Genomic DNA, 13,054 nt, shown 5'->3' with positions numbered 1-13,054 from the left:
GCGTGAGAACCGCCGTTCTACGGGGCCTTGTTGCGCGTCAGGGCACCGCCACGCCGTACGCGATCAAGCTGTGACCCGCGGATCTCCAACTCGCCGTCTCACCATCCGAGAACTCCGCCCGCCCTGGCTGAGGCCGGCCCAGATGAGGAACGTGGTGCGCCAGTCGGTGAGGTCTTCCACGACCGTTCCCAGCGGTATGCCGACGACCGCGGCGATCGAGATGCCGGACATGACGATCGCGGCCGCCCTGCTCGCGTGGCGTTGCGGGACAAGGCGCATCGCCATGGCCACGCCTATGCCCCAGAACGTACCGCTGGCGAATCCCATGATGAGCCGTGTGGTCAGGACCAGCGGATAGTTCGGTGAAATGGCGGTGATCACGTTTCCCAGGGTCAATATCGCCAGGAGTGCGGACAGCAGGACGCGTCGGTTGACGCGCCTGGTCCATGCCACGATGAACGGTACGCCGAGTCCGGCTGAGACGCCGTACAGAGTAACCATCAGCCCAGCAATGCCCACTGATATGCGCAGGCTCGTACTTATCGGGGTGAGCAGGCCGACGGGCATCAATTCGGTAGTGAGGAAGACGAACAGACTGGCCGTGATCGCTGAAACACCCAGCCATGATCTCAAGGTCGAGTGTGGGTGTTCGTCGTGTGTCGCCATTTTCTTCTTTCTGATTGTTCCAGGCGGAAATAATGAATGAAACTACGGTATTGATCGGCCATTTTTCACTCGGTCGCGTTCCAGCGCCCACAGCGCGAAGCTCGCGGTCGACAGCGTGCCGCCGAGCAGGCTCACCCCGGTCCATCCGGCTCCGGTCCAGGCCACGGAGGTCAGCAGCGATCCGGCGGCGCCGCCGACGAAGAACGCGGTCATGAGCGCGGAGTTGAGCCGGTTGCGGCTCTCAGAGCGAAGCGCGTAGATCACGTTCTGGTTGGTGTTCAGCACCGCCTGATGGGCCACGTTGAAGAGCGCAACCCCGGCGATGAGCCAGCCCAGCGTGCCCTCGCCGGCACCGACGGCCAGCCAGGACAGTGCCAGGAGCGCGGTGGCGATGCCGCTGACCCGCTGCACCCACCCGTGGTCGGCCAGCCGGCCCGCGATCGGTGTGGTGATCGCCCCGACGCCTCCCACCAGGGCGAACATCCCGATGGACGCCTCGGACCAGCCGTACGACGGCCCGGCCAGCAGGAAGGTGATCGACGTCCACAGCACGCTGAACGCGGCGAACGACAGCGCGCCGATCCCCGCCCGCCACCGGAGCTGCGGTTCGTGGCGGAACATCGCGAGCGTCGACCGCAGCAGTGCCGGATAGGACAGCCCGACGGGGGTGTGCAGGCGTGGGAGGAACCGCCACAGCAAACCGGCGACAGCCGCCATGAGGATCGCGTTCAGCCAGTAGATCGTCCGCCAGCCGCCGAACTCGGACAGCGCACCCGAGGCCGTGCGGGCCAGCAGAGCTCCGAGCATCAGGCCCGCCATGACCGTCCCCACCACACGCCCGCGCTCGCCGGGTGTCGCCATGGTGGCCGCGTACGGGACCACGACCTGCGCGGCCACCGATGTGAGCGCGGTCAGTCCGGTGCCGGCCAGCAGCACCGGACCGCTCGGTGCTAGGGCGGACACAAGGAGAAACGCCGAGGTCCCGGCGAAGAGCAAGACCGCGAGGCGGCGGCGTTCCACCAGGTCGCCCAGGGGAACCAGGAGGATCAACCCCAAGGCGTACCCACCCTGGGCGGCGGTCACGATGAGCGTGGCCATGGTGGTGCTCAGCCCCAGTTCCCGCCCGATCACCTCGAGCAGGGGCTGCGCGAAGTAGTTGCCCGCGACCGAGAGCCCGGTGGACACCGACATCAGGAGCAGAAGCCCGCGATGCAGCCGCGGAGGGGCCGCGGTGATGGGCGCCTGCTTCAGGGTTTCCGTCATGCGGTCAAGGGTGCGCGACCATCGATCGATGAGTCCAACACATACTTTTCATCGTGATCGATCGTGCTGCAAGATGGTTGGATGGAGCTGCAGCAATTGAGGTATGTCGTCGCGGTCGCGGAGACCAGCAACTTCACCCGGGCGGCCGAGCGCTGCCGGGTGGTGCAGTCGGCCCTCAGCCATCAGATCGCCAGTCTCGAACGGGAACTGGGCGCTCGGTTGTTCGAGCGCACCAGCCGCCGCGTACGGCTGACTCCGGCCGGAGAGGCGTTCCTGCCCGCGGCCCGGGAGTGCCTGGAGGCCGCGGACCGCGCGCGGGCCGAGGTCGCGGCAGCCAGCGGGGAGATCCGCGGGCGGCTCGCCGTCGGCGCCATCCCCACGGTGGCGGCCGTCAACCTGCCGGTCGCCCTGAGAGACTACCGTCGGCGCCATCCGCGGGTGCACATCACGCTCACCTCGGCGGGTAGCGACGACCTGATCGAACGGGTCCGGCAGGGCCGCGTCGACGTGGCGTTCCTCGGCCTGCCGCCCCGCACGGAGCCGAAGGGTGTCCAGAGCCGCCGGCTGGGCGGAGGCGAACTGGTCGCCGTCGTCGCGCCCGATTACAGCCGGGCGGAGAGGGAGGTGGACCTGCGGAGCCTGGCGGACGAACCGTTCATCGACTTCCGCGCCGGCGCGGCCGGACGAGCACAGTCGGACGAGGCCTTCGCGGCCGCGGGGGTACGACGCGAGGTGCCCTTCGAGGTGTCGTCCGCCGACTTCATGGTCGATCTGGTACGCCAGGGCCTCGGCGTAGGCATGCTGCCGGCCGCGTACGTGCCACGCTTTCCCGACCTGCGTATCATCCGTCTTCGCGATGCTCCCACGCGGATGGAGCACCTGATCTGGGGCAACCGGCCATCCCCGGCGGCCACGGCCTTCCTTGAGCTGATTCGCGCGACTTGCGAGAACACGGAGACAGGCACGGGCGACACCCCCGGCTAGCGGCGCGCCGCACCGCCCCACTATCTATCGCGATCCGCGATCGCTCTCATGACAAGGATGTGTTTCATTGATCGGTGATGTCGCAGGGTTGTTGGCGTTCAATCCGGACATCACAGGAGAGTATTCGTGCCTGCGACATTTATCCCCCGCTCGCTTGGCGTATCGGCCGCGGTCACGCTCGCCGTGACCATGGCGCCGGTTGCCGCATCGGCTGCGGTTCCCGCCGCCAACCAGTACCCGAGAGTGATCAACGGTCATGCGCCCACGCTGCACCCCGAGGGGGTCGCCTACGATCCCGCACGGAAGGCGTTCCTTGTCAGCTCGATGCGTCACGGGACCGTGTCCATCCTGCGGCCGGACGGATCGGTCAAGACGCTGGTGCGCGACCCGAAGCTGATCTCCGCTGTCGGGATCCAGATCGACTCTGCCCATCAGCGGCTGCTCGTGGCGAACGCCGACGACAGCGCCAGTGAGCACTCCTCGCCCGCGACCCAGAAGCATGTGGCCGGCCTTGGGGTGTACAACCTACGGACCGGGCGCCGGATGCGCTATGTGGACCTCGCCGCGACCACCGGCGGGGTCCGGGAGAACCACTTCGGCAACGACATCGCGCTCGCCCCGGACGGAACCGCGTACGTCACGGACTCCTTCGCGCCCGTGATCTATCGGGTCGGTACGGACGGCCGCGCATCGGTCTTCCTCCGCGACGCCCGACTCGGCGGCAGCGACTTCGGGGCCAACGGCATCGCCTGGCAGGACGGTCATCTGATCATCGCAAAGACCAACGATGGCACGCTGTTGCGGGTACCGGTGCAACGTCCTGGATCGTTGCGCCGGGTGCCGCTCGACCGGCCCCTGACCGGCGCGGACGGCATTGCCCTACGGCGCGACGGGTCGCTGCTGGTGGTGCGGAACCGGCTGAGCGAAACCCCCGCCAACGCGGTCGCGGTCGTACGGCCGGCCAAGGACTGGAAGAGCGCACGGGTCGCCAGCCAGAGGTTCTGGAAGGATCCGGCCCCGACCACCGCGGCCGCCGATCCGCGCGGCCGCTTCTACGTGCTGAGCGGGCGCATGGACCTGCTGTTCGCCGGCAAACCCGTTGACGCTTTCACCCTACGGCGGTTCTGAACGAGCGTGGTTCTGCTGCCCCTGGCCGAACGTGGACGTTCGCCTGGCCATGGCGTCTCGGGCAGCTCGATCGTCGGCGGGTGAATCGACTGACTGAAGGTCCTTCCGGACCTGCGCAGCCGCCCTACTCGTGCCCTTCAGACCGTTGCGCCGAGGCTACGAAGATCGGCAAGGCCAGGAACATGGGGCCGGTCCGGGCACGCTCAGTCTGCTCGGCCACCCATGCCGCCTCCTGTTCGGAGGTGATGCCCCCGCTGACGCGGGCGCCCCCGGCGATCCCGGTGAGCATGGTGCCCGCCGGGCACGAGCACCCGCCTGGCTTCCGCGCGTGCCTTCTCGGTATCGGGGAGGTCGTGGAACACCTTGTCCGCGCGGTACCCGGCCACCGTGCCGTCCTCGAGCGGTAGGTCGTAGGCGTCGCCGACACGGAAGCGAGGTGCGACCAGCGGTGGCGGGCGGCAGCGATCATCGCCTCTGGGGGGTGGGCGTACGGCGCTCGACACCATCGCCGAACGGGTACAGGCCCACTTCGACGCCGGCGCCGATCACGTCTGCCTGCAAGTGCTCACCGGCCGGCCGCCGCTCCGATAGCCGAATGGCGCGAACCGGCCACGCTCTGCAGCGCACCGAGGTGGACAACTACGTCCGTGACCTGATCCACGGGATCAACCGGATCGAGCGGCCTGCCTGGACCCTCGATGGGTGGAAGGCAGGCTCCGCCCCGGGCCCCGCAGCGAAAATCGGGCGCCACACAAGAGGTGATCGCCTCTCGCATCACACTCATTTCTGCGCGCACAAACAGTTGATCCTCCCTGGTGTGGTTGCTACGAGCCGTCGTCCAGCGCGAAGCGCACGTACCGTTCCGCCGAACGACGCACCGCAGCCCATCCATCGGCAGTGACCACCCGTCCCCAGAACGCTCCGTAGATGCGTTCGAAGGCGAACGGTTCGATCAACGCGAGTGCGCGGCGGATGGTGCGTGGCCGCTCCGGAATGAAGTTGGGGATGCTGTACATGAAGCTGACCCACCGCCGGTCCATCACCACCATGAAGATGTCGCCGCTGAAGAGCGCACCGCGTCCCTCGGGGTCATCGCTCCAGTGCAGCACGGTGCCGCCGGCGAAGTGCGTGCCCGCGTTGATCAGCGTCATGCCAGGCGTGATCTGGTGGGTGTCGCCCGCCCAGTACTCGATCAGCGGATCGGGCCGCCCGACCCAATGACGGTCGGCGGCGTGGACGTACACCGGGGCGTCGAAGGTCCGGGCCCACTCGGTCATCGCGCCGTAGAAGTGCGGATGGCTGACGGCGATCGCGCTGATCCCGCCCAGCTTCTCGATCTCTACAGCAAGATCGTCATCGAGGTAGCCCACGCAGTCCCACAGCACGTTGCCGGACGGCGAGCGGATCAGCAGCGCACGCTGGCCGACAGCCACCGACGGCACCGCGCCGACCCCGAGCACGCCGGGGCCCTCCTCATCGACCCGACCGCGATGCTCATCGGCGCGCAACTCGGCCAGTGTGGTCCACTGCTGGCCTGCCCAACCGACATACTGCCGCTCGTCCAGACAAATCGGGCAATCAGCGCGCGGTGCCCCGTACTGCACGCCACAGGTACGGCAGATCGGAAGCTGTGCGCCGGTGATGGTGGTGACCGGCTTCGAAGACGACACCAGAGCTCTCTCCTTCGATGAATCTCACTACGTGACGATGCTCGCAACTACCGCTGCAGGGCCTGCCGAACGCCAGCGTCGGAACGTGGACCACGGCCGATCCACCGGGCGGCGTCATCGCCGCGAGCATGACCCCATATATAGCTAAATGGCAATTTAGTCGTTTGGCAATATAGGAAGACGACGAATAAGGTGTCGATGTGGAGAATCCGGAGGTGCGGTGGGCCGGGATGTTGCGGGCGCTGGGTCATCCGGTGCGGCTGGGCATCATGCGACGGTTGGCGGCCCAGCCTGAGACCTGCGCATGCGACTTCAGCGACGTGTTCGGGCTGAAGCAACCCACCATCAGCCAGCACCTCAAGGTGCTCCGCGAGGCTGATCTGGTCACCACGCGCCGCCGCGGCAACCAGATCTGCTACTCAGTGCACCCGGACGCGATTCTTGAGCTAACCGACACACTTGGCGTGCTCACGGTCCGACCTGCCGGCGAGACTGCTAAGTAGCCCCTGGCCTTGCCTTGCCTTCGAACACACCGCGGCGGACCAAGGACATCCCGGCGGAGAACTGATCACCTCCTCGTCAGCGTCCCCGCTGCCCCCAGGGCGAGCCCTGGCCGGGATGTCGACTCGCGTGGTCTCACCGGTTCCCGCGGCGCGTTCTCAACCGCGGCGGGCAGGTGAATCCGCTACGGCCCTTCGCCGAGTTCGGCGTCTGATTTCCTCCTGGCACGCAGCTCCGCTCTCGGGCCGTTGCGAGACCGGAGCCGCGTGCGCGGGGGTGATCAGGCCGGGGGTACGGTGCTGCGGACGAAGTCGGTCACCGAGGTCGGGGTGATGTGCGGGTACCGGGCGTTGTCCAGGGTGTCGAACTTGGCCTTGCCGGTCACCATGCACCATTGGTACTGCAACGCCACGTAGTCGAACGGGTTCTGGGTGAGCCCGGCCTGACGCTGGATCTCCGCGCGTAGCTCGTCGGCGGTGCCGAGGTGGCGCAGTTCCAGGGTGCGTCCGGAGCCGCGCTGGACCGCCTCGTGGAACTGCCGCATCGACAACACCTGTCCGGCGAAGCGCTGTGTGCCGGTGGCGGCGGGGTCGAGGGCGACCGCCGCGGCGAAGGCCGCAGTGTCGGGCACCGAGGTCAGGTCGAACGGCTGGTCGGGGTCGCCCCAGTGCGACAGCGTGCTCTGCTCCCAGTCGATGAGACCCATGAAGCCGACCATCACTTCATAGAAGGCACCGTTGAGCACGGAGATCACCTCAAGACCGGCTCCGGCGTATGCCGCGGCGGCCTGTCGGCGCCAATCGAGCATGAAGTTGTCGGCGTCGTCCAGCTTCGTCACATCGACGGCGAAGTCGGAGGGGATGAACCGCCGGACGCCTGCCTTCTCCGCGGCATGCACCAGATTGACTTGGCCGTCTACGATCACGTCAGGGCCGCCCTGCACCGCTGAGATCACCGTGGTGGCGTCGCCGATGGCCTCCGCCAAGTGCTCGAGCGGGCCGGTGATGTCGCCCTCGACCACCTCCACGCCGCGCGCTCGCAGCGCGTCCATCCTGGCCGGCTCGGTGCCGGGCCGTACCAGGGCCCGCACCGGCGCGTCCTGGTCGAGCAGGGCACTGATGATCTGGCCGCCGAGCAACCCGGTGCCGGCCACGAAAACCTTGCTTGACATGCTGATTTCTCCTAAATGTGTTTCTACGGGATGAGCAGGGTCTTGCCGACGGTGTCGCGCGCCTCGACGGCGGCATGCGCGTCGGCCGCTTTCTCCAACCGGAACCGCTGGCCGACCACCGGCGTGAGTAGCCCGGAGGCGGCCAGGTCAAGGACTTCGGTCACCAGGGTGCGGGCGTGAGCGGGGCGGTTCCAGATGAGACCGGCGCTGAACCCGGTGAGGGTCAGGCCTCGGCCGAACAGCTCCATCGGCTGGACGTCCAGTGGTCTCCCTCCGGAGAAGCCGAACACGATCTGCCGGCCGGAGCCGGGGGTGAGCAACTCGAATGACTGGCGGCCCAGGTCACCGCCGATGTGGTCGTAAACCACTTCGACCGAACCGCCGACGGCGTCTCGGATCCGGTCGGTCCAGCCGGGCAGCGAGTAGTCGACCGCGTGGTCGGCGCCCAGCTTCCGGGCAAGGGCCAGCTTCGGCTCCCCGCGCGCGGCGCCGACGACGGTGGCCCCGGCCCGCTTGAGCAACTGCAGCAGGATTGTGCCGACCGCGCCTGCGGCGGCCTGCACCAGGACGCGATCACCCGCGGTCACACGGGCCGTCGTGACCAGCCCCTCGGCCGTGGCACCGTACCGGTACACGGCGAGCGCGTCCTCCACATCAAGCCCGGCCGGGACCGGGACGATCCCGTCGGCGGGAACGGCGGCCACCTCGGCATACCCACCGGTGCCCGCGGTGCTGGCCAGGACCCGCTTGCCGACGAGCGCGGGATCGCCGCCGGGACCGACCTCGGCAACCACTCCCGCAACTTCCTTACCCAAGATCACCGGCAGCGCCCCGGGCATCGTCCCCGAACGGACCTGGGTCTCCAGGAACTGGACACCGACGGCCGCCACCCGAACCGTGACCTGGCCAGGCCTCGGCCTGGGCGCGGGAACCTCTGCGACACGCAACCGGTCCGGTGGGCCGAATTCGCGCAGCACAACAGCACGCATGAGACAGCACTCCAAGGAAATGATCGAGTAGGAACGTCCGGAGGCAGCAGGATGCGGCCGCTCAGGGGTCACCGGTCGGACGAAAAGGGGAATGCGGGGCAGGTGTGGCGCCGGTCAGGGCCTGATCGGGTCCCCGTCAGGGCAGGGCGGGAAGGGTCATGGGCCCTTCTTGATGGCCTCGGCGAAGGCGCCGAGGCCAGCGGCCAGTTGCTCGACGTCGGCCGGTGCCCAGTCCGCCAGGAGTGCGGCGACGGCGGCCGTGCGCGCCTTCCACAGCGTGCGGATGGCGAGCTTGCCCTCGCGGGTGACGCTCACCAGCTGAGCTCGAGCGTCGGCCGGGTCGGGCCTTCGCTTGATGAATCCGCGCGACTCCAGCCGCTTGGCCTGCGGCGAGAGCGTGGATTTGTCCACCTCCATCAGCTCGGCGAGCACCGACAGGCGGACCGGCGCGTGCATGGAGATCTGGGCGAGCAGGGTGTAGTCGCCCAGGGACATCTCCAGTCCGGACGAGGCCATGATCCGGCGCCGCGTGGCCGGGGCGAACATCCAGTTACCAACGGTCGCCAGCGCTGCGGCCACTCGGTCGGCGGCCTGCCTCTCCATAACGCCCGCACCCCGCTCTCATATAGTTGGTTGGTACAAACCAACCATATGGCGTGATGGTGTTCCATGCAAGTGCATTCACATCAGGTGTGCTTGGGTGCTCGCCGAACTTGAGCGGCACTATAACGATCATCGTCCGCATCAGTCCCGAGATCAGAAGCCGCCACTGTACGAGCCCGGCCGGGTGATCGACATGAGGGCGCCGGTCCGACGGACCAAGGCTGTCTCGGGATTGATCAATCAGTATCGGCGAGCGGCTAAGCGATCGCTTGCACCCCAGGTGAGAGCCAGTACACGAGTATTGGCACGGCACAGCCCGGAGGCCGTCCGCAGGGTCGCCACCACGGCACGTGCCTTGGCGGCCCAGTCGGCATACAGGTCACGGGTGTGCGCGTCCAGGAACATCAGGCGCGCCATGTTGGGCCGCTGCCGCAGTATGTCCGGGCTGTGCGGGGCCAGATGACCGACGTACAGGCCGCCGGGAACCCCGCCCGACCAGCGGCTGCGCCGCCGCGGTCGGCATAACCGCCCACTCGGCATAAGCGGATGACATTATCGGCAGGCCCAGTGGCCCTCAGCGTCTTCCGGATACGCCTGATCAGGAGGCACTACGTGTCGGTGGTCACGGTGAACCGTTTTGCGCGGCAGCCGGTTTGCCGGGGATGCCGGGCATCGCGCTTGCGGGCGGCGGGCCGGACGTGGCTCCGGGGTTTGCGTAGACGCCGACGAGGGCGCCGGTGTTGTTGATGTCGAAGACCGCCGTCCCGCCGACCGCGCCGGGAACGTCGATGCGTGTGAAGGGACCGCCCGCTCCGTCTCGCAGGGCGAAGCCGTGGGCGTCGGAGTTCACGCCGAGGGGCAGCGCGGCCGCGGTGAGGCCGGCGATCTGGCCACGGTTGTTGACGCCGAAGGGAAAGGTGTAGGTGACGTTGGGCGCATCGATGCTGGTGTAGCGGCCGCCTCGCAGCGAGAAGGCATGCAATCCGCCCGCCTTGTCGAGGTACACGCCCACCATCTGGCCGTGGTCGTTGATGTCCAGCACGCTTGCCCCGGCCGTACCGACTGGCCCGTCGATGGTGGTGATCCGGCCGCGGTCACGCAGGTACCCGTGGGTGGTCCCGTCGGCGGCACGATAGTCGCCGACGATCTGGCCGCGGTTATTGATGCCTAGGGCCTGGACCTGCTTGGCGCCGGGAACGCGGATCGTCGTGAACCTTCCGCGCTCGTCACGGAGAAAACCGCGCAGCGGCTCGGTGCCGGAGCAGGTGCCGGAAGAGGGGCGGTGGTTGCCCACGAGCTGGCCGCGGTCGTTGATGTCGATCAGTTGGGTGGTACCCGGGGCGGGGAAGTCGATCCTCCTGAACCGGCCTTGGTGGTCACGTAGGAAGCCGCGCAGGCAGGTCGCCGCGGGAGCGTTGTAGTAGCTCCCCGCGATCTGGCCGCGGTCGTCGATGGTGACCGCGTCTCCGCCGAACTCGCCGAACGGTATGTCGAACGCCGTGAGCCGCCCCTTGTCCAAGACGAACACCGGGGTCACAGAGCGCGGGGCGACGCTGGAGTGGGCGGCGACCCGCATCAAGCCGCCCGGTCCTGCCTGCCGCGTCGACAGTGCCGGGGCAGCGGCCGCGACGGCGGTCAGCGTGAGCGAGGCGCCGACCACGACGGAGACGGTCGCCGACCTGCGCAGCCGGCTACGGATGAACGTACGCATCGCGATGCTCCTTCCTGATGGACTCAGTCGACAGGTATTCGCCGCCGTCGGCCCGGTGGATGGGAGCCGGCTCGAACGTCCGCGCAAACAGGGCACCACCATGAGCGATCGCCAGCCTCGGCCGAGCAGCCAATCCACCCGCGCGGCCGGTGCGCGACTCGGGCACGTTGTCCGGTACATCCCGCCGGACGCCCGCCCTCGCCCGGCGGTCGGCATGGCGATCTTGGATAACGCGGATCTAACCGGTGCAGACCTTCGTGGCGCTCAAGGCGTCAAACCAGATCAGATCCGCCGCATAGCAAAGACGGATTCATCCACCAAGTGCTGAGTCAAGTCTGTGGAGATCCAGACTCAATTAGACCTTGCATCTGGTTCGTCTCGATCTAATTAGTAGAGCGCTCAGCAGGGAGACGCGGCGCCCGGTTCTCCGCCGGAGCCGACATCAAGCCGATGAAACCCGGAAACTCCGCCCGTCGCGCCGAGATCTACCGAAACTGAAAAGTAGATCCGAACAAAACCAAGGTCGCCCGGTTCAGATACGGCAGCTGTAGATCGAAATCTTGAGGCAGCGGTGATCGCCGGGGGTGACCTGCGGGCATGGGAACGGCCACCGGCATCATGATCGTTTGTGACAACAAATCCAGACGCGGTGGCCGCGGGGGCCACGGTAGCGTACGAGCGCTGGCCGGTCTGCTTCGAGGACCTGATGGATCGGATCGCAGCCTGCTTCGGCCGCCGGGAAACCCGGCTGACCTGCAGGAACATGGTCGAAGCGGTGCTGACGGTCACCGAGAGCGCCAACTGCTGGACCCTGGCGGAGGAGATCGGCCATCGCGGCCCGCATGTGCTGCACCACTTCTTGTCCCGGGCACGCTGGAACCACGACGCAGTCCGCGAGCGGGTCGCCGCCTGGGCCGTCGAGCAGCTGGGCGAGCAGCAGGTGGTGCTCGTCGTGGACGAGACCGGCGATGAGAAGTCCTCCACCGACGCCGTCGGGGCGGCTCGTCAGTACTCCGGCGCGTTGGGGAGCTGTATTTCAATTAGTGCTCGGTGGATGAGTGCCGGTGCGAGGCTGGAGTATGAGTGTCCCTCCATCCCCCAGCGCTCCCGCTGCTGGCCTACAGGCCAAGTTCGATCAGATCCTGCCGCACTTGGATGAGCGCCGCCGTCGGTTCTACCTGGCCAGCGAGGCCAGCGCGCTCGGCCACGGAGGGATCGCCCTGGTGTCCTCCGTATCCGGAACCAGCGCCGCCACCATCACGCGCGGCATCGCCGAACTGGCCGGAAACCCTGCGCCGTCCCGGCGGATTCGGGCTCCTGGAGCCGGACGCAAGCCGCGGACGGCCACCGACCCCGGTCTGCTGCCGGCGCTGGAGGCACTGATCGAGCCGCACACCCGCGGTGATCCTGTCTCCCCGTTACGCTGGACCACGTTGTCGCTGCGCGCCCTGGCCTCGACGCTGACCGCGCAGGGCCACCCGGTCAGCGCCGCAACCGTCGGGCACCTGCTGCACGCTCTGGGCTTCAGCCTGCAGGGCACGGCCAAGACCATCGAAGGCGCCCGCCACCCAGACCGCGATGCCCAGTTCGCCCACCTGAATGCCACCGCCACCACCTACCTCGCCGCCGACCAGCCGGTGATCAGCATCGACACCAAGGCCAAGGAGTGGCTCGGCAACCGCGACCGGCCCGGGCGAACCTGGCGGCCTGCCAAGAGCCCGATCCGGGTGGACTGCCACACCTTCATCACCAGCGACCAGCCGATCGTCATCCCTTACGGGGTCTACGACCTGGCCACTAACGCCGGCTGGGTCAATGTCGGAACCGATCACGACACCGCCGAGTTCGCGGTGGAGTCCATCCGTCGCTGGTGGCAGCACCGTGGCCGAGTCGACCATCCGGACGCTACCCGGTTGCTGATCACTGCGGACGCCGGCGGCTCCAACGATCCCCGCCACTGGACGTGGAAGAAACACCTGCACTCTTTCGCGGTGGAGAGCGGGCTGGAGATCACGGTCTGTCACTTCCCGCCCGGAACGTCGAAGTGGAACAAGATCGAGCACCGGATGTTCTGCCACATCACCGCAAACTGGCGGGGGCGGCCGTTGACCAGCTACCAGGTCGTCATCGACACCATCGCCGCGACGACCACCGGGAGCGGGCTGAGCATCGGCGCCGAACTCGACATGGGCAGCTACCTCCTGGGCGCCACCGTCACGCCCGCCGAGTTCCATGCCCTGCCGATCACACCCAGCGCGTTCCACGGCGACTGGAACTACACCCTGGCCCCCACCCCGCCCAGGCCTCCCGAGGCACCCGCAGAAGACCGCTCCCAAGATCAAGTCTGACAATTATTCATTTACGAGCC

Annotated in this window: 13 protein-coding genes and 1 pseudogene; 5 read left to right on the top strand and 9 right to left on the bottom strand. The window is 67.7% G+C overall.

Features of this window, described 5'->3' with window-relative positions; all coding sequences use genetic code 11:
* Positions 1–63 precede the first annotated feature (63 nt).
* Positions 64–666, bottom strand: a complete 603-nt coding sequence (locus ACFLIM_RS36370) for an MFS transporter (RefSeq protein WP_393172913.1) — start codon at positions 664–666, stop codon at positions 64–66.
* A 42-nt stretch (positions 667–708) separates the two neighbouring features.
* Entirely contained in the window at positions 709–1,929 is a 1,221-nt protein-coding gene (locus ACFLIM_RS36365; RefSeq protein ID WP_393172912.1) for an MFS transporter, read from the bottom strand.
* A gap of 81 nt (positions 1,930–2,010) precedes the next feature.
* Between ACFLIM_RS36365 and ACFLIM_RS36360 the strand changes: the two genes are divergently transcribed.
* Both ACFLIM_RS36360 and ACFLIM_RS36355 read left to right on the top strand, forming a co-directional pair.
* A complete protein-coding gene (locus ACFLIM_RS36360) occupies positions 2,011–2,913 on the top strand; it encodes a LysR family transcriptional regulator (protein ID WP_393172911.1) in 903 nt (300 codons plus the stop codon).
* A 189-nt stretch (positions 2,914–3,102) separates the two neighbouring features.
* Complete coding sequence (locus tag ACFLIM_RS36355) at positions 3,103–4,041, top strand: SMP-30/gluconolactonase/LRE family protein (protein ID WP_393172910.1); 939 nt, start codon at positions 3,103–3,105, stop codon at positions 4,039–4,041.
* 203 nt (positions 4,042–4,244) lie between these two features.
* Here the strand turns inward: ACFLIM_RS36355 and ACFLIM_RS36350 are convergent, their stop codons facing one another.
* Both ACFLIM_RS36350 and ACFLIM_RS36345 read right to left on the bottom strand, forming a co-directional pair.
* The gene (locus ACFLIM_RS36350; protein WP_393172909.1) at positions 4,245–4,547 is read right to left on the bottom strand and encodes a methyltransferase domain-containing protein; all 303 of its coding nucleotides are present in this window, start codon (positions 4,545–4,547) and stop codon (positions 4,245–4,247) included.
* Between the two features lie 318 nt (positions 4,548–4,865).
* Entirely contained in the window at positions 4,866–5,711 is an 846-nt protein-coding gene (locus ACFLIM_RS36345) for an MBL fold metallo-hydrolase (RefSeq protein WP_393172908.1), read from the bottom strand.
* 200 nt (positions 5,712–5,911) lie between these two features.
* On the opposite strand from ACFLIM_RS36345, the gene ACFLIM_RS36340 reads away from it, so the two are divergent.
* A complete protein-coding gene (locus ACFLIM_RS36340) occupies positions 5,912–6,214 on the top strand; it encodes an ArsR/SmtB family transcription factor (RefSeq protein WP_393172907.1) in 303 nt (100 codons plus the stop codon).
* Between the two features lie 278 nt (positions 6,215–6,492).
* Here ACFLIM_RS36340 and ACFLIM_RS36335 read toward each other — a convergent pair whose 3' ends face one another.
* From ACFLIM_RS36335 to ACFLIM_RS36315, 5 genes are all read right to left on the bottom strand, one after another.
* Positions 6,493–7,383, bottom strand: a complete 891-nt coding sequence (locus ACFLIM_RS36335; protein WP_393172906.1) for an NmrA family NAD(P)-binding protein — start codon at positions 7,381–7,383, stop codon at positions 6,493–6,495.
* Between the two features lie 23 nt (positions 7,384–7,406).
* Positions 7,407–8,372 (bottom strand): zinc-binding dehydrogenase, encoded by a 966-nt coding sequence (locus ACFLIM_RS36330; protein WP_393172905.1) that lies wholly within the window; start codon positions 8,370–8,372, stop codon positions 7,407–7,409.
* Positions 8,373–8,528: 156 nt separating this feature from the next.
* Entirely contained in the window at positions 8,529–8,975 is a 447-nt protein-coding gene (locus ACFLIM_RS36325) for a MarR family winged helix-turn-helix transcriptional regulator (protein WP_393172904.1), read from the bottom strand.
* Between the two features lie 240 nt (positions 8,976–9,215).
* A complete protein-coding gene (locus ACFLIM_RS36320; RefSeq protein ID WP_393172903.1) occupies positions 9,216–9,515 on the bottom strand; it encodes an MmyB family transcriptional regulator in 300 nt (99 codons plus the stop codon).
* An 82-nt stretch (positions 9,516–9,597) separates the two neighbouring features.
* Entirely contained in the window at positions 9,598–10,686 is a 1,089-nt protein-coding gene (locus ACFLIM_RS36315) for a hypothetical protein (RefSeq protein WP_393172902.1), read from the bottom strand.
* 628 nt (positions 10,687–11,314) lie between these two features.
* Here ACFLIM_RS36315 and ACFLIM_RS36310 point away from each other — a divergent pair.
* A complete protein-coding gene (locus ACFLIM_RS36310; protein ID WP_393172901.1) occupies positions 11,315–11,845 on the top strand; it encodes a transposase in 531 nt (176 codons plus the stop codon).
* A pseudogene (locus ACFLIM_RS36305) lies at positions 11,766–13,025 on the top strand (ISAzo13 family transposase); the annotation flags it as partial. The gene ACFLIM_RS36310 and the pseudogene ACFLIM_RS36305, both read left to right, overlap by 80 nt.
* Positions 13,026–13,054 lie beyond the last annotated feature (29 nt).

Source organism: Nonomuraea marmarensis (genome assembly GCF_043197025.1).
Taxonomy (GTDB): Bacteria; Actinomycetota; Actinomycetes; order Streptosporangiales; family Streptosporangiaceae; genus Nonomuraea; species Nonomuraea marmarensis.
This window is presented reverse-complemented; position numbering and strand designations above follow the sequence as displayed.